Here is a 23,284-nt window from a genome sequence, read left to right on the forward strand (position 1 = left end):
GACATATCCCGTGCCCCAACGCCGCAGTGCCCAGTCCCGCAACATCGCGCTCCTGATCGATGCCGACAATGCCTCGCCCGCGAACCTCGAGAGCGCGCTGACGATTCTTGGCGATCTCGGCAATGTCAATATCCGGCGGGTCTACGGGAACTGGAGCAAGCAGGGGCTGAAGGGCTGGGCAGGCCTCGTCCACCGCTACGCGCTCGAGCCGCAGCAGCAGTTCGACCTGACCAAGGGCAAGAACGCGACCGACATGAAGATGACGATCGACGCCATGGACCTGCTCTACGGGGGGCATGTCGACGGTTTTGGTCTGATGACCAGCGACAGCGACTTCATGCCGCTCGCCATTCGCATCCGCCAGAACGGTACCCCGGTCTACGGCTTCGGCACCGCGCGCACGCCTGAGGCATTCCGCGAGGCCTGCACCCGGTTCATCGATCTTGGCGCCATGGCCGCCGAGCAGGAGCGCGAGCCCGATGCGCCTGCGCCTTCCAAGCCTGCGGTCGATGAAAGCCTCGTCGAACTCCTCGGGGATGCCTGGAAGGCGAGCAAGCGCGACGACGACGGGTTCGCCAGCCTGTCCGAGGTCGGTCAGCGCGCCGCCAACCGCTCCAGCTTCGATGCGCGCAGCTATGGCTTCTCGCGTTTATCCGAACTCGTGCAGAGCCTGCCCCAGTTTGCGAGCGAGAAGCGTGAGAGCGGACTTTTCGTGAAGCGTCTGCGCTAGGCGGCGAAGGCCGCCCCTATTGCGCAGCAGGCACCGCTTCTTCACCGGCCTCGATCAGCCCGGCGAGGTTCTCGCGCATCGCCGCAGCCGTGTCGGGATCGGTCTTGCCTACGTGCTCGATCATGGCGTTGAGCACGAGCGGCACGACCTGCGCAGACGCTTCGGGCGAGACGTAGTTCGCCCACTTGCGGTCGATCTCAATCTTGGCGGGATTGAGCGCCTTGAAATTGATGCCGGCCTCGGTGGCGTAGAATTCTTCCATGTAGCGCAGGTCCGCGCCATCCATCTGCAACGAGGTCTGCAGGGCTGACGAGCGTACGTCGGAAAGTATGGCATCGCTCGTGACCTGCTCGGTCTTGATCAGGTCGCGCGCGGTGGTGCGCATCCTGGCGTTCTTGCCATAGGTCTCGAGGAAGCGCTGAAACTGCGGCGAGGTCACGAATGCCGTGGCTTCGCGGGCGTGCGGCTCGCTCAGCTTGTCGCGATAGAGCGCTTCGAGGTCAGCACGGTAGAGCGGTGTCGTGTGCGCGATCTCGCTCTGGATCAGCGGTGTCATCGCGCTGCGGAAGGATTGCAGCATGCCGGGAAACTCGGTTTCCATTTCGGCCATGTCGGGGTCTTGCGCAAACTGCTCCATCATCGCGTCGAGCAGGCGCTTCGACGATGCCTGCATCTGCTCTTCGTTGGCGATGGCCACTGCAAGGTCGTGCCATGCTCCGGTCGTTGCAGCCGTGCTGCTGGGCGTGGTCTCGACTGCCGCCGCGGGCAGGGCGGTGAGCGCACCGAGCGCCAGCAGCAGGGCGCCGCCAAGAAGCTTACGCATCGATGAGATCGCGATCGAGGTCGCCGGCGCGGTTCTGGATGAAGTGGAAGCGGTGTTCCGGATTGCGGCCCATGAGGCGGTCGACGAGGTCCTTCACCGCGGCACGGTCTTCGTACTCGGGCGGCAGCGTGATGCGGATGAGCGAGCGGCTGGCGGGCGCCATCGTGGTCTCGCGCAATTGCTGCGGGTTCATCTCGCCAAGGCCCTTGAAGCGGCCAACCTCGACCTTCTTGTTCTTGAACTGGGTCTTCTCCAGCTCGGCGCGGTGCGCATCGTCGCGTGCATAGGCCGAAGTCGAGCCCGCAGTCAGGCGATAGAGCGGCGGCTGCGCGAGGTAGAGGTGGCCCTTGCGCACGATGTCGGGCATCTCCTGGAAGAAGAAGGTCATCAGCAGCGTCGCGATATGGGCACCGTCGACGTCGGCATCGGTCATGATGATGATGCGGTCGTAGCGCAGATTGTCGGCGTTGCAGTCCTTGCGCACGCCGCAGCCGAGTGCGAGCATCAGGTCCGCGATTTCCTGATTGGCGCGGATCTTGTCGGCGCTGGCCGACGCGACGTTGAGGATCTTGCCGCGGATCGGCAGGATCGCCTGGGTCTTGCGGTCGCGCGCCTGCTTGGCCGAGCCGCCTGCGCTGTCGCCCTCGACGATGAACAGTTCGGTCTCGCCTTCCCCTTCGCCCGAACAGTCGGTGAGCTTGCCGGGCAGGCGCACCTTCTTGGCATTGGTCGCGGTCTTGCGCTTGACCTCGCGTTCGGCCTTGCGGCGCAGGCGATCCTCGACCCGCTCGATCACGGCGCCCAGCAGCGCCTTGCCGCGGTCGAGGTTGTGGGTGAGGAAGTGGTCGAAGTGATCGCGCACCGCGTTCTCGACCAGACGCGCCGCTTCGGGGCTGGTGAGGCGGTCCTTGGTCTGGCTCTGGAACTGGGGATCGCGGATGAAGACCGAGAGCATGATCTCCGAGCCGGTCACCACGTCGTCGGGCGTGATGTCCTTGGCCTTCTTCTTTTCGCCGACCAGCTCGGCAAAGGCGCGGATGCCCTTGGTCAGCGCGGCGCGCAGACCCTGCTCGTGCGTGCCGCCATCGGGCGTCGGGATCGTGTTGCAGTACCAGGAATAGGCGCCGTCCGAATAGAGCGGCCAGGCGATGGCCCATTCGACCCGGCCCTGTTCGAGGCCCTCCTCGTTGGCCGGAAAGTCCTGCGAACCCGAGAAGGCCTCGACGGTAACGCATTCGCGTCCCTTGACCTGTTCGGCAAGGTGATCGGCAAGGCCGCCGGGGAACTGAAAGGTGGCCTCGGCCGGGATTTCCTCGGTCGCGAGCGAGGGCGAGCACTTCCAGCGGATTTCCACGCCTGCGAAGAGATAGGCCTTGGAGCGAACCAGCTTGAACAGGCGCGCGGGCTTGAACTTCTGCTCGCCGAAGATTTCGGTGTCGGGGGTGAAGGTGACAGAGGTGCCGCGCCGGTTCGGCGCCGCGCCGACCTTCTGGATCGGTCCGAGTGTCTGGCCCTTGGAAAACTCCTGTGCGTAGAGTTCCTTGTTGCGGGCAACCTCGACGCGGGTCTTGGTCGAGAGCGCGTTGACTACCGAGATGCCGACGCCGTGCAGGCCGCCCGAGGTGGCATAGGCCTTGCCCGAGAACTTGCCGCCCGAGTGCAGCGTCGAGAGGATTACCTCGAGCGCGGACTTGCCAGGATACTTGGGGTGCTCGTCGACCGGGATGCCGCGCCCGTTGTCAGTGATCGTGATGCGGCCTGCCGTACCCGGCTCTTCCTCGAGCGTGACCTCGATACGGTTGGCGTGACCGGCGACCGCCTCGTCCATCGCATTGTCGAGCACTTCGGCGACGAGATGGTGCAAGGCACGCTCGTCGGTGCCGCCGATGTACATGCCGGGGCGCCGGCGGACCGGTTCCAGCCCTTCGAGGACCTCGATCGCGGAACCGTCATAGGCTTCGCCGGTGGATTTGGGGATTTCGTCGAACAGGTCATCGGACATGGGCGCGACTATAAGCCGCTCGGAATCGCGCTAGCAAGCGGGAAAGCCCGCTTGTCCGCAACTAGGCGAAATCCGCCTCCCCGAGCCACTTGCGGCACGAGGAGGCCCGGGCAGACTTACTTGGCGAACCGCGTCGGGGCTGCGTCCACCACGCGTACTGCCCCGGCGTCGACCTGACGCACCTCCAGAGCGCGCTCGACCACGCCGCCGCGGGTGAAGCGGAAGGCGCCGTCAAGACCGAGGAAACCGTCGGGCGAGGTCAGCTTCGCGCCGGGGAAGGGGGCGCCTTCCTTCCAGTCGCGCGCGACGCGCAGCGTCAGCAGCACCGCGTCGTAGCCCAGCGTGGCGATGCGGAAGGGCTGGTTGCCGAAGCGGCCCTTGTAGCTGGTGGAGAATTGCTTGAAGTTCTGGTCGGTCACCGTCGAGAACCAGGCGCCTTGCAGCGCGGGCGTGGCGCTCAGCTGCTTTTCACCGCCCCACAGCTCGGTGCCGAGAAAGCGGACGTTGACCGGGTCGCCTTCGGCCTTGAAGGCGCTCGCTGCGCGTGCCGAGAGCGAGCCGCTGTCGGCGATGAGCAGCGCGGCATAGCCGCTCTTCGACTTGATACGCTTGGCAGCGGCGGTGATCGAGGCCGCCGAACGGTCGTAAGGTTCCATGGCGATGACCGCGCCGCCACTGTCGCGCACCGACTGCATCAGTGCGGAGCTGGTGCGCTCGCCGTAGTCGCCGCGCGGGACGAGCGCGGCGAAAGTCGCGATGCCTTGGCTGCGTGCGAAGGCGACGGTGCGCGCGACCGACTGCCCGGGCAGGTTGCCCATGACGAAGACGTTCTTGCCGGCGGCCTTCTCGTCGTTCGAGAAGGAGATCAGCGGAACCTGCGCGCGCGAAGCGACGGCATTGACGGCGGAGATGTTGTCCGAGAGCAATGGGCCCAGGATCAGGCGGTTGCCGTCGGCGAGTGCGCGGCTCGCGGCTGCGCCCGCATCGCCAGCCGTGTCGTAAGTCGTGATGCGCAGGTTCGCCGCGTTGGTGTCGAGCAATGCCATCGTCGCGGCATTGGCAATCGACTGGCCGACTGCGCCGTTCTCGCCGGAAGTCGGCACCAGCAGCGCGATGCGGTGATGCGCGGTGTCGGTCGGGATCACGCTGGGTGCGGGCTCGGGGCGGGGAGCCTCTACCGGGGGAACGCTGGTCTTGGGAACGACCGCGCAGCCGGCGAGGGCTGCCATCGATGCCACGGCAAGCAGATTGCGCCGATTGATCCGTGAATTGAGGCGCTTGTCGAACATTGCTTGCCGCTCCCGTGGTCCTTGGGCATTGAGTCTCTCGATGGAACAGACTCTTGCGCCCGGCCTCTATATAGTCGCAACCCCTATTGGCAACCTGGGCGACATCACCTTGCGCGCAATCGATACGCTCAAGGGGTGCGACGTGGTTGCCTGCGAGGATACCCGCGTCACCGGAAAGCTCATGAACCACCTGGGTTCCCGCAAGAAGCTGGTGCGCTATGACGATCACGCGAGTGACGACGTGCGCGAACGCCTGCTCGAGATGATGCGCAGCCAGCCGGTCGCGCTGGTTAGCGATGCGGGAACGCCGCTGATCTCCGACCCCGGCTATCGGCTCGTGCGCGACGCGCGCGAGCGCGGGATCGCGGTGACCAGCATGCCCGGGCCCAATGCCGCGGTCGTGGCGATGACGCTCTCGGGCCTGCCCAACGACCGGTTCCTCTTCGCGGGGTTCTTGCCCAACAAGGCCAAGGCTCGCGAGGAGACGCTACAGGAACTGGCGAGCTTGCGCGCCACGCTGATCTTCTACGAAACGGCGCCGAGGCTCGATGCGTCCTTGAGTGCGATCGCAGCAGTCTTGCCGGGACGCGAGGTCAGCGTCGCACGCGAGATCACCAAGAAATTCGAGGAATGCCGGACCGGCGATCCGCTGGAAATTGCGCAGCATTATGCGCAAAATCCGCCCAAGGGCGAGATCGTGCTGCTGGTCGCACCCCCCGGTGACGAGGGGCGCGCCACGCTCGACGAGGTCGACATCGATGCGCTGCTGCGCGCGGAACTCGCCCTTGCCAAGCCCTCGCAGGCAGCCGGGAAGGTCGCCAAGGCGACCGGGCTCGACCGCAAGGAACTCTACGCAAGAGCCATGGAGCTCAAATAGCGCCCGCCGCTCTGTGCGGGTGCCCGAAGTTCGCTGGGGGGCGAGACGATGGGGGCAGGTGAACGAAGAGGCGAACGGCGCGCGCGTGCCGAGCGCGAGGGACGCCGGGCGGAGTTGCTGGCGGCCTGGTACATGCGGCTGCAGGGCTGGAGCGTGCTCGAGAAGCGCATGAAGACCGCGCGCGGCGAGATCGATCTCGTGCTGCGCCGGGGGCACACGCTCTGCCTGCTCGAGGTGAAATGGCGCGCGCAAGAGCAGGACCGCGACACGGCAATAGATGGCTGGCGGCTGCGCCGTGTGGCCGATGCGGCCCCACTTGCAGCGGCGCGCCATGCAAGGCCCGGTGACAGCGTGAGGATCGACGTCCTGCTGCTGTCACCGGGATGCTGGCCAAGACACCTCGTCAATGCCTGGATGCCCTGCGACTGAAGCCGGAGAGAGGCGGCAATGGTCGGGGGGTGTTTCAGGGCGAGGATCGAGCGGGTGTCGCGACCGGCAGGGGGCTCGTGTGGCAGGAGCGTCGGCTCAGAACTGGAAAGAGGGGCCCTCGTGGTGATCGCCTTCGTGCTTTTCGCCTTCGTGATGCTCGCCCTTTTCGTGCTCGCCTTCGTGGTGTTCGCCGTCCTCGTGATGCTCGCCCGACTTCTCCTCGTGATGCTCGTCGCTGGGATGGTGGTCGGGCTCGGCAATTGCCGGGGCCGCAAATAGCGCAGCGGCGAGGATGATCGTCGCAGGGGTCCAGGCGGCGGTGCGGGTCTTCATTTCGGGGGTCTCCTGTGCTGGTCACCGGTGGTGCGGACAGAAAACTATTCGCACCGCACCCAGATTCGGATTAAGCCGCCCCCCGGTAGGAACCCCCAGAACCGGAAAATCTATCATGAGCTTACGTATCGCCGTCCAGATGGACCCCCTCGAGAGCGTCAAGATCGCGGGCGACTCCTCGTTCGCCCTGATGCTCTCCGCGCAGGCGCGGGGGCACGAGCTGTTCCACTACGACGTGCGCACGCTCGCCTACGACACCAACGAGGGGGCGGGCGGGCGCCTGACCTGCTGGGGCGCGCCGGTCACCGTGCAGCGCGTCGAGGGCAACCACTTCACCCGCGGCGAGTACCGCCTGATCGATCTCGTCGCCGACATCGACGTCGTGCTGATGCGTCAGGACCCGCCGTTCGACCTCGGCTACATCACCGCGACGCACCTGCTCGAGCGGCTGGAGGGCCAGACGCTGGTCGTCAACGATCCCGCCTCAGTGCGCAATGCACCCGAGAAGGTCTTCGTGCTCGATTATGCGCGTTTCATGCCCCCTACCTTCATCGCGCGCGGGATCGACGACGTGCGCCGCTTCCAGAAGCGCGTGATCGATAGCGGCTTGCCCGGCGATCTCGTGGTCAAGCCGCTCCACGGCAATGGCGGCAAGGCGATCTTCTCGGTTCCTGCCGACGGCACCAACCTCGGCGCGCTGGTCGAGATGTTCCAGAACGCATGGGTCGAGCCGTTCATGGTCCAGCCCTTCCTCCCCGACGTCACCAAGGGCGACAAGCGCATCGTGCTCGTCGACGGCGTTGTCGCGGGCGCGATCAACCGCAAGCCGGGCGAGGGCGAATTTCGCTCCAACCTCGCGGTCGGCGGTTATGCCGAACCGTGCGGCCTGACGGTCGAGGAAGAGGAGATCTGCGCAGCGATGGGTCCGGAACTCAAGGCGCGGGGGCTCGTTTTCGTCGGTATCGACGTGATCGGCGGAAAATGGCTTACAGAAATCAACGTGACCTCTCCCACGGGCATCGTGGCGATCGACAAGTTCAACGGCACCGATACCGGGGCGATGATCTGGGACGCCATCGAGGCACGTCACGCGGCGATGAAGCGCTGATCGCAGCCGCCCGCGCCATACCAGCGGGCGCTGTAGCGCATGACTGAGTGGATCTACGAGGTTCTGCGCCAGTCCGGTTATGCCGGGGTGACGTTCCTGATGGCGCTCGAGAACATTTTCCCGCCGATCCCCTCCGAGGTGATCATGGGGCTGGGCGGCATGGCAGTGGCGCGCGGGCACATGTCGCTCGTGCCGCTGCTGGCCTTCGGGACGCTGGGCGCGACGCTGGGCAACTACGTGCTGTTCCTCGGCGCCGACCGGCTCGGCTACGAGCGCTGCGAACCGCTCGTTGATCGCTGGGGACGCTGGCTCACCATCGAGTGGAACGATGTCGAGCGCTCGGGCGAGTTCCTGCGCAGCCACGGCCATTGGGTGGTCCTGTTCCTGCGTTTCATGCCGATGTTTCGCACGATCATCTCGATCCCTGCGGGACTCGCGCATATGGGCCACATCCGCTTCCTCGTCTTCACCGCGATCGGCTCGGGCATCTGGAACCTGCTGCTGGTCCTTGCCGGGCGCTGGTTCGCGACGCGCTTCCAGGACGCGGAGTATTGGCTCGGGGTGGGAACCATGGTGCTGATCGGGCTCGCGCTGGTCTATTACATCTATCGCGTCGTGACCTGGCCTTCCTCGAAAGAGAACTAGAGGGCGATCCGGTCACACCCTGCGGGTTAGTCCCGATAGCTTCCCCGTTGCGCCGCCGGGAAGCTGTCGCGAGGCTTTCACCAGTGGGGATCATCACATGTCCAAGCGACTGGCCGCAGAATTCTTCGGTACTTTCTGGCTCGTCTTCGGCGGATGCGGCGCGGCAGTTCTGGCCGCGGGCGTGCCAAACCTCGGTATCGGTTTCGCCGGGGTGGCGCTGGCCTTCGGGCTGACGGTGGTGACCATGGCCTATGCCGTGGGGGGGATTTCGGGCGGCCATTTCAACCCGGCGGTATCGCTGGGCTGTGCGCTGGGCGGACGGATGCCGTGGAGCGACCTGCTTCCCTACTGGGTGGCGCAAGTCATCGGAGGGCTCGTGGCCGGCAGTGTTCTCTACGTCATCGCCTCGGGTGTCTCGGGGTTCACCCCCGGCGCGTTTGCCACCAATGGTTACGCAGAGTTATCGCCGGGCGGCTATTCGCTACTCGCGGGAGCGCTGATCGAGGTCGTGCTGACGGCGGGCTTCATCGTGGTCATCCTTGGTTCTACCTCGACCATGGCTCCGGCGGGCTTCGGTCCGCTTGCCATCGGTCTGGCCCTGACCCTGATCCACCTCGTCTCGATCCCTGTCACCAATACCTCGGTCAATCCTGCGCGCTCGACAGGGGTGGCCTTCTTTGCCGAGACAGCGGCGGTCGGGCAGCTCTGGCTGTTCTGGGTGGCTCCGCTGGCCGGTGCTGCAATCGGAGCGCTGATCTGGCGCGGGCTGCTCGAGCCCGAGTGATCGCGCCTCAGCTGCGCTCGCGGGGATGGGCGTCGCGATAGACGTCGAGCAGCGTCGCAGCATCGACCTTGGTGTAGATCTGGGTCGATCCGAGCGAGGCGTGACCGAGCAGTTCCTGCAAGGAGCGCAAGTCGGCACCCGCGCCCAGCAGGTGCGTTGCGAAACTGTGGCGTAGCGCATGGGGCGTGGCGCTGTCGGGCAGGCCGAGAGCGATGCGCGCGCGGGCCATGGCCCTTTGCACCATCCCCTGCGAAAGCGGCCCGCCCTTGGCCCCGCGAAAGAGCGCACCATCGCGCGCCAATGGCCATGGACACAAGGCAAGGTATGCATCGACCGCCTCGCGCACAATCGGCAGGATCGCGACGACGCGCTGCTTCCCGCCCTTGCCGGTTACCGTGAGGCTCTGGCCGAGCGGGACGGCGCTGCCTTGCAGCGAAAGCGCCTCCGAGATGCGCAGGCCTGCGCCATAGAGCAGCAGCAGGACCGCGCGGTCGCGCGCACCGATCCATTCCTCGCGCGCGTCCTCGCTCACGCCTGCCGCGAGGTTGACCGCCTCGTCGGGCGTGACCGGGCGCGGCAGTCCCTTCTTCACTCGCGGTCCGCGCACACGCGGCGGGGCATTCGAGGCCATACCCGCCTGTTCGCGCGCGAAGCCGAGGAAACCCCGGATAGCGGAAAGTTCGCGCGCGGCCGAGACATTGCCAAGGCCCTGACTGCGCCGTGCAGCCATCTGCTCGCGGATGCGGGCCGCATCGACCCGTGCCAGATCGCCCCAGCTCGTGCGTGCGGCAATGTCGATGTCCAGTGCATCGAGCAGCCTTGCCGCCGTGGCGAGGTAGGCGCGCACGGTGTGTTCGGAGCGGCGGCGCGCATGAACTAGGTGATTGCGCCAGGCCTCGAGGATGTCGGCGCGGGTCATGTCTCGACGAGGTCGGCGGGGACCACTTCGCCAAGCAGGCCATCGAGCAGCGCCATGCCCTGCGTCGTGACGCCAAGCTGGCTGCCGCGCTGCCAGAGCAGACCCTGTCCGACGTAGAAGCGCGCCTTGGCTTCGTCGCACAAAGCCTCGCGCGGCATGGCGAAACGCTGCGCCATGGCGTCAAGGTCGACGCCTTCGTCGAGGCGCAGACCCATCAGCATGGCTTCGGAAGCCTGTTCGCTGCGCGACAATTCACGGGCTTCGCTCAGCCCATGGCCGCTGGCGGTAACGGCCGAGAGCCAGTTCTCGGGCTTGCGATGGCGTACCGTCGCCATGCCGCCGCGCCTGCCGTGCGCGCCGGGGCCGATGCCGCAATAGTCCTGGTAGCGCCAGTAGACGCGGTTGTGCCGGCTTTCCTCGCCGGGACGAGCATGGTTCGAGATTTCGTAGGCAGGTAGGCCTGCCGCCGCGGTCATCTCGCGGGTAAGCGCGAACATGTCGGCGCAGGCGTCCTCGTCGAGGGGCGTGAACTCGTGCTTGCGCACCATCGTCTCGAAGCGCGTGCCCGGCTCGATGGTGAGCTGGTAGAGCGAGAGGTGGCCGGTGCCATAGGCAAGCGCGCGCTCCAGTTCGGCGCGCCACGAGGCAAGGCTCTGTCCGGGGCGCGCGTAGATCAGGTCGAAGCTGACGCGGGCGAACTGGCGCTGGGCGATCTCCAGCGCGTCGAGGCCCTCGCGCGCGTCGTGCAGACGCCCGAGAAAGCGCAGCGTTTCGTTGTCGAGTGCCTGCAACCCGAGAGAGACGCGGTTGATCCCGGCATCGGCGAGCACGGCATAGTTCGCGGCCTCGACCGAGGATGGATTGCCTTCGAGCGTGATCTCGATGCCCTCGGCAAATCCCCATAGCCGCTCGGCCTCGGCCAGCAGGCGGCCGACGAGGGCAGGGGGCATCAGCGAGGGCGTGCCGCCACCGAAGAAGATGCTTTCGAGCGGTTCGCCGTGCGAGGCGGCATGCTCGAAGCGCATGTCGGCGAGCATGGCGGCTTCCATTCCCGCGATGTCGACGCGCTCGCGCACGTGGCTGTTGAAGTCGCAGTAGGGACACTTGGCCAGACAGAAGGGCCAGTGGATGTAGAGCGCGCGGGCCATTTGCGCACCTTACCCGGCGAACTGCTCCGCGACCAGCTTTGCGAAGGCGTCGGCGCGGTGGCTCATCGCCTGCTTCTCGGCCGGGTCGAGCTCGGCGAAAGTCACCTCGCGGCCGTGCGGTACGAATACCGGATCGTAGCCGAAGCCCATCGTCCCGCGTGGCGGCCACGAGAAGGTGCCGTCGACGCGCCCCTCGTAGACGACTTCCTCGCCGTCGGGCCAGGCAATGGCGAGCGTGCACGAGAACCAGCACGAGCGGTCGACCTCGGGCCCCTGCTCGCACAGGAGCCCCTCGACCTTGCCCATCGCCATGTACCAGTCGCGGCCCTTTTCGCCCTCGAACCACTGCCGCTCGGCCCAGTCGGCGGTGTAGACGCCCGGGCGGCCACCCAAGGCGACAACCGAAAGCCCGCTGTCGTCGGCCAGCGCGGGCAGGTTCGCTGCACTGGCTGCGGCATGGGCCTTGATCAGTGCGTTCTCGGCAAACGTGGTGCCGGTCTCTTCGGGTTCGGGCAGGCCGAGGTCACCTGCTGAGACGCACTCGATCCCGTAAGGCGCGAGCAGGGCGGAGATCTCGCGCAGCTTGCCAGCGTTATGCGTGGCGATGACGAGGCGGGTCTTGTCGAGCTTGCGGGTCATGGATCTCTCGCAGGAAGGGCGCCCCGCCCGCCGATGCATCGAGGCATGGCGAGACGGGGCAAGGGTATCAGCGGCCGGTGGCCTTGGCCTGCGCCGCATAGATGCGATCGCAGCCGATGCGCGCGAGGCGCAGGAGGCGCAGCAGGCCTTCCTCATCGTAGGTCGCGCCCTCGGCGGTGGCCTGGACTTCGGCGATGTTGCCGCCCTCGATCAGCACGAAGTTGGCATCGGCGTCGGCCGAGCTGTCCTCGATGTAGTCGAGGTCGAGCACCGGGGTGCCTTCGCAGATGCCGCAGGAAATCGCGGCGACGCGGCCCTCGATCGGGTCTTCCTTGATCTTGCCTTCGGCGATCAGCTTGTCGACCGCGAGGCGCAGCGCTATCCATGCGCCCGAGATCGATGCGGTGCGGGTGCCGCCATCGGCCTGGATGACGTCGCAGTCGAGCGTGATCTGGCGCTCGCCCAGCTTCTTCATGTCGACGACCGCGCGCAGGCTCCGGCCGATCAGGCGCTGGATTTCCTGTGTGCGGCCCGACTGCTTGCCCTTGGCCGCCTCGCGGCTGCCGCGGGTATGCGTGGCGCGTGGCAGCATCGAGTATTCCGCCGTGACCCAGCCTTCGCCCTTGCCGCGCAGGAACGGGGGGACGCGCTCCTCGACCGAAGCGGTGACCAGCACTCGGGTATCGCCGAAGGAGATGAGGACCGAGCCCTCGGCATGCTTGGTGAAGCCGGTCTGGATGTCGATGGCGCGCATCTCGTCGGGCGCACGTCCTGAAGGTCGCATGGATAAGCCTTTCGGTAAAAATCGTGGTGCCCCTTCGCCCATTAGGCTTGAGGGTTCAAGGGCAATGCCTAAATTGATGCCCGACATGCCAACACCGCCCATCGCAGAACTGACCGACCGTGCGCGAGAGATATTCCGTCTCGTCGTCGAAGGATATCTCGACACCGGGGCGCCGGTAGGATCCAAGGCGCTGGCCGGATCGGGCAGCGTCAAGCTTTCCTCGGCCTCGATCCGTTCGGTCTTGTCTGATCTGGAGACTTTGGGGTTGCTCGCCGCGCCGCATACCAGCGCGGGACGATTGCCGACCGAAGCCGGATTGCGCCTGTTCGTCGACGGGATCATGCAAGTGGCCGAGCCGACCGCGCAGGAACGCCACGCCATCGAGAGCCGGCTTTCGGCGCCGGGGCCGATCGAGGCTGCGCTGGAGGCGACCAGTGTGCTTCTTTCCAGTATGTCCTCGGGAGCGGGCGTGGTGATGGTGCCGCGTCGCGAACCGCGCCTGCAATATCTCCAGCTCGTCCCGCTTTCGTCCGACAAGGCGCTGGCGGTTGTGGTCGGCGAAGATGGTGCTGTCGAAAACCGGGTCGTTGCCTTGCCGCAGGGCTTTTCGCCCGGCGCGCTTGAGCAGGCGTCCAACTTCATCAGTGCGCATCTTGGCGGGCGCACATTCGCCGAGGCGGCACGCGCGATGAAGGAAGATATCGATTCGGGGCGCAGCGCGCTCGACGACGCGAGCCGCGACCTCGTTGCGCGCGGGCTCGCTGTATGGAGCGAAGATGCCGCGCAGCGCCCGGTGCTGATCGTGCGCGGTCAATCGAACCTGCTCGACGAGAGCGCGTTGTCCGATTTGGAGCGGGTGCGTTCCCTGCTCGACGACATCGAGAACAAGCAGTCGATCGCGGAACTGCTCGAGCGCGCACGCGGGGCGGATTCGACCCGTATCTTCATCGGCTCTGAGAACCGGCTTTTCGCGCTTTCGGGGTCCTCGGTCGTCGCTTCTCCCTATCGCGACCGAGAGGGAAGGGTGGTTGGCGTGGTCGGGGTTATCGGTCCCACGCGGTTGAATTATGCGCGGGTCGTCCCCATGGTGGACTTCACCGCCCGAAGCCTGGGCAAGCTTATCGGATAGCTGGAAACAAGAACGAAATGACTGACGACAAGACGCAGCCGCAGGGTGACGAAACCATGGACGAGGCTGTCGCCAATGAACTCAAGGGTGTGCCGGAAGATATGCTGGAAAACGGTGATGCGGATGGCAATGCTGCGGACGGCGATGCCATGAAGGAACTCGAGAGCCTGCGCGAGCAGCTCGAGGCGACGAAGCAGGAAGTGCTCTACGCCAAGGCCGAGACGCAGAACGTGCGCCGCCGGCTCGAGAAGGACGTGGCCGATACGCGCAGTTATGCCGCGACCGGTTTTGCACGCGACGTGCTTTCGGTCGCCGACAACCTTGCCCGTGCGCTTCAGTCGATCCCTGCCGAACTGCGCGAGGACGACAAGCTCAAGAGCCTCGTCGCCGGGATCGAGGCGACCAACCGCGAAATCGACAAGGTCTTCGGCAACCACGGCATCACGCGCGTTGCCGCGATGGGGCTGCCGCTCGATCCCAACCAGCATCAGGCCATGATCGAGGTCCCCACCGCCGATGCCGAGCCGGGCACCGTCGTGCAGGAGCTGCAGGCAGGCTACATGATCAAGGATCGCTTGCTGCGTCCGGCCATGGTCGCGGTGGCGAAGAAGCCCGACTGAGATACTGTCGGAATGCTGCGCCTGCGGGTGCAGCAACGATCCGGTAGACAGACGGCCCGTTCCGCTTCGTGCGGGGCGGGCCGTTTTGCTTATGGGGCGGCGCTTGCTTATGGGGCGGCGCGTTCGCGCGGCTCTCGTGCAAGTTACGGGGAACCGAGCGTTTTTGGCGGCGGGCCGGGGAGAAGTCGGGAACCATTGCGCGTGCCTGCAATTGATTGCGTAGAGACACGCTAGACAACGGAGACGGAAAACATGCGCAAGATGATCTTGCCGATCCTGGCAGCCGGTGCGGTTAGCCTGGCTGGCTGTGCGAGCAACTACAGCGGCGAAGGCGCGCTGGCTGGTGGCGCCCTTGGCGCGGGCGTCGGTGCAGTCGCGGGCGGCGACGTCGGAACCGGAGCGGCAGTCGGCGCGGCAGCGGGCGCAGTCGCCGGTTCGCAGGTCAAGAAGAGGGACCGTGGCTGCTACCGTACGGACCGTCGCGGTAACCGTTACTGGGACGACGATTGCTGATCGCTCCCGAGCGATGTCCGGGTTCGCAGGGCCCGCATCGCAGGCATACGCGAAATGAAAGGGGGCATGGCGTGAAAACGCCGTGCCCCCCTTTCGTTCAGGCATGAAAAGATGGCTAGGCTAGCTCGCGTCGAAGGGCAGCAGCGCCTCATAGACCGAAAGAGGCGGCTTGCCTGCGACCGCAAGTCCGCGCCTTAGCAAAAAAGCATGGCGCACGATCTCGGCCTGCTGTTCGATGCCATAGGCGCCGAATGGCTTGCCCGCCTCGATCTCGTAATCGTACCGGCAGAATGGATGACGCATCAGGGGCAGGTAATAGCGGCCCCGTCGCGCCGACTGCCAGGCATGGGTCATCTCGTGAATGAACAGGCCCTGTAAGGCCGGATCGGCGACAGCGAAGTCGTCGCGATAGAGCGCCGAAGAGGGGTGGAAATGGATGTGGCCACACGGTGCCATGACGGTATTGCGGGGCTGGAAGGGGAACCAGCGGCGTCGGCGTATCTCGACCGAAGCGCTGTCGATCTCATGCCCGAAAACCGAGGCCACGAGCTGCGCTTCGCCGTGCGTGAGCTTGCGGCTTGCGCCCGCCGGGCAGGCTGGCGTCCAACCGGGGCGGGCGGGTTTCATCGCGGTGTTCAGTGGTTCATGTCCTCGTGGTTCATGCCCGCATGCTCCATGGCCCCGCCGTCCATGCTCCCATCCATGTCCTCGTCCATGTCCATACCCATGCGCTCGACGCTGAGCGGGATCGAAACCTTGTCGCCGTCGGAGAAGGTCATCGTCAGTTCGGTCGTCTTGACCCGGGCCAGCCCCTTGCCGAGCTCGAAGGCCATCACATGAAGTCCGCCCGGTTCGAACGCCACGCTGGTGCCGGGAGCGATGTCGAGACTGTCGACGCCGGTCATCGCGCCGCCCTCGGTGCGGTGCATCTGGGCCTTGCCTACGCCTTCTATATGGACCGCGACGAGCGTGGCCTTGCTTTCGGCGTTGTTGTGCACGGTGAAGTAGGCGGCGCCCGGACGACCGACCACCACCGGAAGCACGAAGCGGCCCTGCGCAGCCGTGATACCGGGGCGGGCATCAGGGCCGATTGCTTCAGCGGCCGGGCTCTCGCCGGCCATGCCCGAGGCCGCACTCGTCGGCCCGTCTCCGGGCTTGTCCTGACATCCGGCAAGAGCAAGTGCGCCAAGCAGCGCGAGCGCCGCGCTGCGGTAGGACGCGCGCGTGCCGGGTGCGGCAGGCTGGCTCGGGATCATGGCGTAAGCTCCGTTTCTGGCTCGTGAAAAAATCGCTGCACTAATGCCACCCGGGCACTCTTGTTCCAAGCGAAACCGCTCCTATATCCCGCTTCGACGAATGAACGTCACCGAGCCGTACAAGCCGCCTTGCCTCTTCTCAGGGAGGCGATCCGTGCGGTGTCATCCACTGACGTGAGGAATGGGGATAATGGGTAAAGTAATTGGTATCGACCTTGGCACCACCAACAGCTGCGTTGCTGTTATGGATGGCGGTAAGCCCAAGGTTATCGAGAACTCCGAGGGCGCGCGCACGACGCCGTCTATCGTCGCCTTCACCAAGGACGGCGAACGCCTGATCGGTCAGCCGGCCAAGCGCCAGGCCGTGACCAACGGCGACAACACGATTTTCGCGGTGAAGCGCCTCATCGGCCGCCGCTTCGACGACCCGGTGACCAAGAAGGACACCGAGCTTGTCCCTTACACCATCGTCAAGGGCAAGAACGGCGACGCCTGGGTCCAGGCCGGTGGTGAGGACTACTCGCCCTCGCAGGTCTCGGCCTTCACCCTGCAGAAGATGAAGGAAACCGCCGAGAGCTACCTCGGTGAGACCGTCACGCAGGCCGTCATCACGGTTCCCGCCTACTTCAACGACGCGCAGCGCCAGGCGACCAAGGACGCCGGCCAGATCGCGGGTCTCGAAGTGCTGCGCATCATCAACGAGCCGACCGCGGCCGCGCTCGCCTATGGTCTCGACAAGAACGACGGCAAGACCATCGCCGTCTACGACCTTGGCGGCGGCACCTTCGACGTCTCGATCCTCGAGATCGGCGACGGCGTGTTCGAGGTGAAGTCGACCAACGGCGACACGTTCCTGGGCGGTGAAGACTTCGACACCAAGCTCGTCGAATGGCTGGCCGACAAGTTCAAGGCCAAGGAGAACATGGATCTTCGCACCGACAAGCTGGCCCTGCAGCGCCTGAAGGAAGCAGCCGAAAAGGCCAAGATCGAGCTGTCCTCGACGGCCTCGACCGAAGTCAACCTGCCCTTCATCACCGCGCGCATGGAAGGCGGCGCGACGACCCCGCTTCACCTGGTGGAGACGGTTACCCGTTCGGACCTCGAGAAGATGGTTGCCGACCTCATCAAGCGCACGCTCGATCCGTGCAAGAAGGCTCTGGCAGACGCCGGCGTCTCGGCTTCGGACATCGACGACGTGGTGCTCGTGGGCGGCATGACCCGCATGCCCAAGGTGCGCGAGACGGTTAAGGACTTCTTCGGCAAGGAGCCGCATACCGGCGTGAACCCGGACGAAGTGGTTGCCATGGGCGCCGCGATCCAGGCGGGCGTGCTTCAGGGCGACGTCAAGGACGTGCTGCTTCTCGACGTGACCCCGCTGTCGCTGGGCATCGAGACGCTGGGCGGCATCATGACCAAGATGATCGACCGCAACACGACGATCCCGACCAAGAAGAGCCAGGTCTACTCGACCGCCGAGGACAACCAGCAGGCGGTGACCATCCGCGTGTTCCAGGGCGAGCGCGAGATGGCGCAGGACAACAAGATGCTCGGCCAGTTCGACCTCGTCGGCATTCCGCCGGCACGTCGTGGTGTCCCGCAAATCGAAGTGACCTTCGACATCGACGCCAACGGCATCGTCAACGTGTCCGCCAAGGACAAGGGCACGGGCAAGGAGCAGCAGATCCGCATCCAGGCCTCGGGTGGTCTGTCGGACTCCGACATCGACCAGATGGTCCGTGATGCCGAGAAGTTCGCCGAAGAGGACAAGAAGCGTCGTGAGGGTGCCGAGGCACGCAACAACGCTGACAGCCTCGTCCACGCGACCGAGCAGCAGCTGTCCGAGCACGGCGACAAGATCGACGCCGGCCTGAAGGGTGAAGTCGAGGCTGCCATCGCCGAGGTGAAGACCGCTCTCGAGGGTGAAGACCCGGCCGAGATCACCGCCAAGTCGCAGGCCCTCACCGAAGTCGCCATGAAGATGGGCCAGGTGATCTACGAGAAGGAGCAGGCTGCCGGTGGCGCCGAGGCTCCCGATCAGACCCAGGCTGCGGACGACGACGTTGTCGACGCCGAGTTCTCGGAAGTCGACGAAAACAACAAGGGCTAACCAGCCTGCTGAAAACATGAGGCGTCACCGGTGCTCCGCGCGCCGGTGACGCTTCGGTTATCGAAGGGGGTTACGACCAAGTGTCAGCTACCGAGATAGACTACTACGAACTGCTCGAGGTTTCGCGCGACGCCGACGACAAGACGATCAAGTCGGCTTATCGTCGCATGGCGATGCGCTTCCATCCGGACAAGAACCCGGGCGATGCAGAGGCCGAAGCCCGCTTCAAGCAGTGCAGCGAGGCCTACGATTGCCTCAAGGATCCGCAGAAGCGCGCTGCCTACGACCGCTTCGGCCATCAGGCCTACCAGCAGGGTATGGGCGGCGGTGGCGGGGGTGCCGGGATGGGCGCCGAATTCGGCGACATCGGCGACATCTTCGAATCCATCTTCGGCAGCGCCTTTGGCGGTGGCGGCGGTGGTGGCCGTCAGCAGGCGCGCCGCGGCGCGGACTTGCGCTACGACATGGAAGTGAGCCTCGACGAGGCTTTCCACGGCAAGCAGACCGAGATCACCATCGAAGTCTCGCAGACATGCGAGCCCTGCGATGGGTCAGGCGCGGAGCCCGGCACGGCCAAGCGCACCTGCAACATGTGTGCAGGCCATGGCAAGGTGCGCGCGCAGCAGGGCTTCTTCGTGGTCGAGCGCACCTGCCCGACCTGCCACGGTCGCGGCGAGGTGATCGAGAAGCCGTGCCGCTCGTGCGGCGGTGAAGGCCGTGTCGACAAGCCGCAGACGCTCGATGTGGAAATTCCACCGGGGGTGGACTCCGGCACCCGCATCCGGCTTTCGGGCAAGGGTGAGGCCGGACCGTTCGGCTCGCCGCCGGGCGACCTGTATATCTTCCTGCACGTCAAGCGCCACAAGGTCTTCGAGCGCGAGGGCACGACGCTGCTGACGCGCGTGCCGATCACTTTCACGACCGCAGCGCTGGGCGGTTCGATCGAGATCCCGGGCATCGACGGCGACATGATCACCGTCGACATTCCCGCCGGCATCCAGTCGGGCAAGCAGCTCAGGAAGCGCGGTGCGGGCATGCCCGTCCTGCAGGGACGCGGGCGCGGCGATCTGGTCATCGAGATCATGGTCGAGACCCCGACGCGTCTCACCGCGCGCCAGAAGGAATTGCTGCGCGAGTTGCAGGAGACCGAGACTGGCGACGAATGCCCTCAATCCAAGGGATTCTTCGACCGCATCAAGGATGCCTGGAACGACCTGACCGAGTGACCCCGGCGGGCGTAATCCGCCTCACGGGTCGCGCCCTGCGGTCCCGACCGGATACTAGAGACCGGCCTCGTCATCGAGGGGGCCGGTTTTTTGTGCAGCACGCATGACTTCGTCGCGGATGCGGCGCACGAGGTAGGGATCGGCGTCGAGCCGGTCCTCTTCTTCATCGAGGATGGCGAGGAAGGCCGCCATGCGCACGTTGCGGATTTCGGAAGCCGGCATCTCGTGCCCGGCGGGCAGTGTCGAGACTATCAGGTCGATGATCCTCTCGGCCCCGTGCAGCCGTCCCCACAAGTAGTCGTTCTCGCGGTAGGCGCGCGAGAAGAACGCGCCGAAGGTGTAGAACTCGGTTCCGCGCAGGGTATGCGCCGCGCCGCCGGTCCGGATCGCGTTGCAATCCTCGGGTGAGACGCGGTCGACGCGGATCGGGTCGAACTCGTTGAGGCCCTCGCCGCGCAGCAGGGGCAAGGTCGCGGTATCGTAGAAAGGGAAGCCGAGGTAGGCGAGCAGGATGCGTCGACGCAGCGTGGGCGGCATCGCCGCCATCGCCTCGGCCATGATCGTATCGACCCGCGCATCGACATCGGCGAGCCGGCGCTGGCGGGCGATGGCCTCGATCACCGCGCCCGGTTGCGTGAACAGGTTGGCCGCGATCTCGGGGAAACGGGTACCCAGAGCAGTCGCGCTCTCGCGCTCTCGGTAGAGTGAGATGGCGCCGTAGAAGGCTTCGCGCGCGGTGTCTCGGTCCGTCTCGCTCACGCTGTCGTCCGCTTCCCAGTCCTGCGTCACGCGCCGCGTCAGGAAACGCAGGCGGCGGATGCGGAAGGACAGGTCGTGATCTCGCAGGAACTGGATGAGCTCGGCGGAACCTGCGCCGCGCAACGCGTCAGGCTGCTTGAGATCGGTCGCGAACAGGTGTCCGGCAAGGAATCGTGCCGTCGCCTCGACGCTGTGACCCGCCAGCGCCTCGGGCGCGGCCTCGATCACCGTGCGGGCGAGCCCTTCCAGCAGGCTGCTGAACTTGACCTGCGCATAACCGTGATAGGCAAAGCCGGCCTGTTCGATCGCGGCGCGCTGGGCCTTGGCGCGCCAGGCAGCGAGCCGCTTGGGGGTAGGGTGGTCGAGGAACAGGGTGTGACCGAAGAGCTTCTCAACCGTCTCCTCGATCTCTGGGCGCAGCGCGATCACGATCCCGCGCAAGGTCGCGATCTCGCGCGAATGCGCCTCGATCGCCTCGAGGTTGTCGCGTATCGGCTGCTCTCGCGGGATCGATGATAGCGAGCCGAAGATGACCGAAAAGAACCCCGGGCCGCGCGCAGGCCTGGCCTTGTCGGCCTTGTCGCCGTCATTGGCGGGCTCGACCTGCGCTGGCGTGGTGCCGCCGAGCAGGGTGGCGGGCGTCGGGTCGATATAGACAACCCGGCGGTCGACTTCGCGTGCGGCAGGACGGTTGCGCAGGACGCTCATGGCATCGGCGAAAGGGGCGTTGACCAGCACCGATCCGTCGATCAGCGAGACCGAAGCGATGTCGCCGCGCGCCATGTGTTCGGGCATCACGCGGTGCAGGAATTCGTCACGCCCCGGCCAGGCGTGACCGCGCTCGTGTGCCATCGCATCGATTTCGGCCAGTTGCATGGCAGGAAAGGCGCCGGGGAAACTGGCGGTGGCGCGTGCCGCAAGCACCAGCTCGGGCAGGGGGGCCAGGCCCCTGCCGGGCTCGGACGGCGTCGTCGCGTGGAAGTCGATCGTCAGGCGATGCTCGTTCTCGAGCACGCGGCGCGGTGAATGCAGACGCAGCGTCTCGGGGTGGCCCTTGAAGTCGGTCGTGGTCACGAAGAGGTCGAGCGGATGGCCTGCAGGCAGGAGCGGGCGGCCGAGCGGTGCCGCGGCCATGGCCTCGAGCGCTCTTGCAAGCAATCCGGAGAAATGCGGTCCGCTGAACGGGGGCTCGAACCAGCGCGAACGGATGAGGCGCGAGAGCTTCTCGCGCACTTCGGCCCGGGTCTCGGGCGCGACGCTGGCGGTAACGACGTTGTCGGGGCGGTGCAGCAGGTACGATACCAGTGGCCGTGCCCAGAACTTGGTCGCTGCCGACCAGGGGCGCGCATCGGGATCGAGCAGGACGTCGATGTCGGCGCATTCGAGCCACAGGTCGGTAAGCGGCTCAAGCGACTGGCCCGAGTGGATCGCCTGGGCGAGAAACACCGAGTTGATGCCACCCGCGCTCGCCCCCGCGATGCTGTCGGCGATGATGCGCAGGCGCAGGTTGCCCTCGACCTCGAGGCGGCGCAGCAGCGCCCAGTAGACGCCCGTCGCGCCTTCCGGCGGACTGTCGCCCGACCACAGCGCCTGGCTGGCGCGCAGCGCCTTCCACAGCTCCTTGGTGACGCCATGCATGTAGACCGCCAGGCTGACGCCGCCATAGCAGACGAGTGCGATCCGCAATTCCTTCTGACGCATGCACAAAGCTTGGACGTTCGCGCGGCGAAAGGCAATTGCGTTCTTGCTCCGTTCCTATTACGCCCGACCCATGGCAAAGCCCAAACGTCGATATGTCTGTCAGGCCTGCGGGTCGGTCTCCAACCGCTGGCAGGGGCAGTGCCCCGATTGCGCCGAGTGGAACACGCTTGCCGAAGAGGCGCCGCAGACGGTCTTCTCGACCAAGCACGACCTCTCTTCGGGCGGTCGTCCGATCGAGTTCACGCCGCTCGACGCGCCGGGCGAGGTCCCCAAGCGCCAGTTGAGCGGCATCGCCGAATTCGACCGTGCCCTTGGTGGCGGACTGGTGCCCGGCTCGGCGATCCTGATGGGCGGCGATCCGGGTATCGGCAAATCGACGCTGCTGCTTCAGGTTGCGGCCAACATCGCCAACCAGGGCGGGCTCGCGGTTTACGTCAGCGGCGAGGAAGCCTCGGGGCAGGTGCGCCTGCGCGCCGAGCGGCTCGGTCTGTCCAAGGCGCCGATCCAGCTCGCCGCGGCGACCTCGGTTCGTGACATTCTCACCACGCTCGGGCGCATGGACACGCCAAGACTGCTGGTGATCGATTCGATCCAGACCATGCATTCGGACACGATCGAAGGTGCGCCGGGCACCGTCAGCCAGGTGCGCGGCTGCGCCTTCGAGCTGATCCGCTACGCCAAGGAGAACGACGTCACGCTGGTGCTCGTCGGGCATGTCACCAAGGACGGCAACATCGCCGGGCCGCGCGTACTCGAACACATGGTCGACGTGGTGATGAGCTTCGAGGGCGAACGCAGCCACCAGTACCGCATCCTGCGCAGCCTCAAGAACCGCTTCGGGCCGGTCGACGAGATCGGCGTCTTCGCGATGGAGGGCGACGGCCTCGCCGAAGTCGGCAATCCCTCGATGCTGTTCCTCTCGGGCCGCGACGAGGCGATGGCCGGCTCCTCGGTGTTCCCGGCGATGGAGGGGACGCGCCCCGTCCTCGTCGAGATCCAGGCGCTGATCGTGCGCCTGCAGAGCGGGGCGACCCCGCGCCGCGCCGTGGTGGGCTGGGACAATGGTCGCATGGCGATGCTGCTCGCGGTGCTCGAAGCGCGCTGCGGGCTCAATTTCTCGAGCGCGGAAGTCTATCTCAACGTGGCGGGTGGCTACCGCCTCTCCGACCCTGCTGCCGATATCGCGGTGGCCGCGGCGCTGGTCTCGGCGCTCGGCGACAAGCCGCTGCCGCGCGATGCGGTGTGGTTCGGTGAAGTCTCGCTGGCGGGCGAGATCCGGCCCGTTGCCCATTCATCGATCAGACAGCGCGAATCGGCGAAGCTCGGGTTCACACGCGCCTATGGCCCGGCTTCGGCGCAGGAGAGCAAGGCAGGCGGCGACAAGGCATCGGCCACGATGAAGTTCTCGCCGCTCTCGCTGCTGCCCAACCTCGTTGACCGCATTCTGGGCGATGCTTAGTAGC

Annotated in this window: 23 protein-coding genes; 12 read left to right on the forward strand and 11 right to left on the reverse strand. The window is 66.0% G+C overall.

Annotated features, from left to right (window positions below; all coding sequences use genetic code 11):
• Positions 1-10: 10 nt before the first annotated feature.
• The gene (locus tag I5E68_RS09295; protein WP_197163155.1) at positions 11-730 is read left to right on the forward strand and encodes an NYN domain-containing protein; all 720 of its coding nucleotides are present in this window, start codon (positions 11-13) and stop codon (positions 728-730) included.
• 16 nt (positions 731-746) lie between these two features.
• On the opposite strand, the gene I5E68_RS09300 is transcribed toward I5E68_RS09295, so the two are convergent.
• The 3 genes from I5E68_RS09300 to I5E68_RS09310 form a co-directional block, all read right to left on the reverse strand.
• Positions 747-1,553 (reverse strand): hypothetical protein, encoded by an 807-nt coding sequence (locus I5E68_RS09300; RefSeq protein ID WP_197163157.1) that lies wholly within the window; start codon positions 1,551-1,553, stop codon positions 747-749.
• Positions 1,546-3,555, reverse strand: coding sequence for a DNA topoisomerase IV subunit B (gene parE, locus I5E68_RS09305; protein WP_197163159.1), 2,010 nt, complete (start codon positions 3,553-3,555; stop codon positions 1,546-1,548). Before parE ends, I5E68_RS09300 begins: the two co-directional genes overlap by 8 nt.
• A 116-nt stretch (positions 3,556-3,671) precedes the next feature.
• Complete coding sequence (locus I5E68_RS09310) at positions 3,672-4,844, reverse strand: penicillin-binding protein activator (protein WP_197163160.1); 1,173 nt, start codon at positions 4,842-4,844, stop codon at positions 3,672-3,674.
• Positions 4,845-4,884: 40 nt separating this feature from the next.
• Between I5E68_RS09310 and rsmI the strand changes: the two genes are divergently transcribed.
• The gene (gene rsmI / locus I5E68_RS09315) at positions 4,885-5,721 is read left to right on the forward strand and encodes a 16S rRNA (cytidine(1402)-2'-O)-methyltransferase (protein WP_197163161.1); all 837 of its coding nucleotides are present in this window, start codon (positions 4,885-4,887) and stop codon (positions 5,719-5,721) included.
• Positions 5,722-5,769: 48 nt separating this feature from the next.
• Positions 5,770-6,150: a YraN family protein gene (locus tag I5E68_RS09320; protein ID WP_197163162.1), complete on the forward strand. Its 381-nt coding sequence runs from the start codon at positions 5,770-5,772 to the stop codon at positions 6,148-6,150.
• Positions 6,151-6,246: 96 nt separating this feature from the next.
• Here I5E68_RS09320 and I5E68_RS09325 read toward each other — a convergent pair whose 3' ends face one another.
• The gene (locus I5E68_RS09325; protein WP_197163163.1) at positions 6,247-6,483 is read right to left on the reverse strand and encodes a hypothetical protein; all 237 of its coding nucleotides are present in this window, start codon (positions 6,481-6,483) and stop codon (positions 6,247-6,249) included.
• 115 nt (positions 6,484-6,598) lie between these two features.
• Here I5E68_RS09325 and gshB point away from each other — a divergent pair, with 115 nt between their 5' ends.
• The 3 genes from gshB (at position 6,599) to aqpZ (ending at position 9,020) form a co-directional block, all read left to right on the forward strand.
• The gene (gshB, locus tag I5E68_RS09330; protein WP_197163164.1) at positions 6,599-7,591 is read left to right on the forward strand and encodes a glutathione synthase; all 993 of its coding nucleotides are present in this window, start codon (positions 6,599-6,601) and stop codon (positions 7,589-7,591) included.
• Between the two features lie 39 nt (positions 7,592-7,630).
• Positions 7,631-8,236: a DedA family protein gene (locus I5E68_RS09335; protein WP_197163165.1), complete on the forward strand. Its 606-nt coding sequence runs from the start codon at positions 7,631-7,633 to the stop codon at positions 8,234-8,236.
• A gap of 97 nt (positions 8,237-8,333) precedes the next feature.
• Positions 8,334-9,020, forward strand: coding sequence for an aquaporin Z (gene aqpZ / locus I5E68_RS09340; RefSeq protein ID WP_197163167.1), 687 nt, complete (start codon positions 8,334-8,336; stop codon positions 9,018-9,020).
• Between the two features lie 7 nt (positions 9,021-9,027).
• On the opposite strand, the gene I5E68_RS09345 is transcribed toward aqpZ, so the two are convergent.
• The 4 genes from I5E68_RS09345 to rph all read right to left on the reverse strand — a co-directional run bounded on the left by I5E68_RS09345 (position 9,028) and on the right by rph (position 12,510).
• Positions 9,028-9,939: a tyrosine recombinase XerC gene (locus I5E68_RS09345; protein WP_197163169.1), complete on the reverse strand. Its 912-nt coding sequence runs from the start codon at positions 9,937-9,939 to the stop codon at positions 9,028-9,030.
• Complete coding sequence (gene hemW / locus I5E68_RS09350; RefSeq protein ID WP_197163171.1) at positions 9,936-11,087, reverse strand: radical SAM family heme chaperone HemW; 1,152 nt, start codon at positions 11,085-11,087, stop codon at positions 9,936-9,938. The genes I5E68_RS09345 and hemW overlap by 4 nt, the downstream gene beginning before the upstream one ends.
• A gap of 9 nt (positions 11,088-11,096) precedes the next feature.
• Entirely contained in the window at positions 11,097-11,726 is a 630-nt protein-coding gene (rdgB, locus tag I5E68_RS09355) for an RdgB/HAM1 family non-canonical purine NTP pyrophosphatase (RefSeq protein ID WP_197163173.1), read from the reverse strand.
• A gap of 67 nt (positions 11,727-11,793) precedes the next feature.
• The gene (gene rph / locus I5E68_RS09360) at positions 11,794-12,510 is read right to left on the reverse strand and encodes a ribonuclease PH (RefSeq protein WP_197163175.1); all 717 of its coding nucleotides are present in this window, start codon (positions 12,508-12,510) and stop codon (positions 11,794-11,796) included.
• Positions 12,511-12,595: 85 nt separating this feature from the next.
• Here rph and hrcA point away from each other — a divergent pair, with 85 nt between their 5' ends.
• From hrcA to I5E68_RS09375, 3 genes are all read left to right on the forward strand, one after another.
• Positions 12,596-13,639 (forward strand): heat-inducible transcriptional repressor HrcA, encoded by a 1,044-nt coding sequence (hrcA, locus tag I5E68_RS09365; RefSeq protein WP_197163178.1) that lies wholly within the window; start codon positions 12,596-12,598, stop codon positions 13,637-13,639.
• A gap of 17 nt (positions 13,640-13,656) precedes the next feature.
• Complete coding sequence (gene grpE, locus I5E68_RS09370) at positions 13,657-14,259, forward strand: nucleotide exchange factor GrpE (RefSeq protein WP_197163180.1); 603 nt, start codon at positions 13,657-13,659, stop codon at positions 14,257-14,259.
• Positions 14,260-14,511: 252 nt separating this feature from the next.
• On the forward strand, positions 14,512-14,772 hold the full coding sequence (locus I5E68_RS09375) for a YMGG-like glycine zipper-containing protein (RefSeq protein ID WP_197163182.1): 261 nt from the start codon (positions 14,512-14,514) through the stop codon (positions 14,770-14,772).
• Positions 14,773-14,892: 120 nt separating this feature from the next.
• On the opposite strand, the gene I5E68_RS09380 is transcribed toward I5E68_RS09375, so the two are convergent.
• A complete protein-coding gene (locus I5E68_RS09380; RefSeq protein WP_197163184.1) occupies positions 14,893-15,399 on the reverse strand; it encodes a vgr related protein in 507 nt (168 codons plus the stop codon).
• Between the two features lie 8 nt (positions 15,400-15,407).
• Positions 15,408-16,028 carry a copper chaperone PCu(A)C gene (locus I5E68_RS09385; protein ID WP_228726911.1) on the reverse strand — a complete coding sequence of 207 codons (621 nt, stop codon included), beginning with the start codon at positions 16,026-16,028 and terminating at the stop codon, positions 15,408-15,410.
• 190 nt (positions 16,029-16,218) lie between these two features.
• Between I5E68_RS09385 and dnaK the strand changes: the two genes are divergently transcribed.
• A complete protein-coding gene (gene dnaK / locus I5E68_RS09390; RefSeq protein WP_197163186.1) occupies positions 16,219-18,135 on the forward strand; it encodes a molecular chaperone DnaK in 1,917 nt (638 codons plus the stop codon).
• Positions 18,136-18,215: 80 nt separating this feature from the next.
• On the forward strand, positions 18,216-19,361 hold the full coding sequence (gene dnaJ / locus I5E68_RS09395; RefSeq protein ID WP_197163188.1) for a molecular chaperone DnaJ: 1,146 nt from the start codon (positions 18,216-18,218) through the stop codon (positions 19,359-19,361).
• A gap of 54 nt (positions 19,362-19,415) precedes the next feature.
• On the opposite strand, the gene I5E68_RS09400 is transcribed toward dnaJ, so the two are convergent.
• A complete protein-coding gene (locus I5E68_RS09400; protein ID WP_197163190.1) occupies positions 19,416-21,821 on the reverse strand; it encodes a patatin-like protein in 2,406 nt (801 codons plus the stop codon).
• A gap of 70 nt (positions 21,822-21,891) precedes the next feature.
• Here I5E68_RS09400 and radA point away from each other — a divergent pair, with 70 nt between their 5' ends.
• The gene (gene radA, locus I5E68_RS09405) at positions 21,892-23,280 is read left to right on the forward strand and encodes a DNA repair protein RadA (RefSeq protein ID WP_197163192.1); all 1,389 of its coding nucleotides are present in this window, start codon (positions 21,892-21,894) and stop codon (positions 23,278-23,280) included.
• The last annotated feature ends 4 nt before the right edge of the window (positions 23,281-23,284 follow it).

The organism is Novosphingobium aureum (genome assembly GCF_015865035.1).
Lineage (GTDB): Bacteria > Pseudomonadota > Alphaproteobacteria > Sphingomonadales > Sphingomonadaceae > Novosphingobium > Novosphingobium aureum.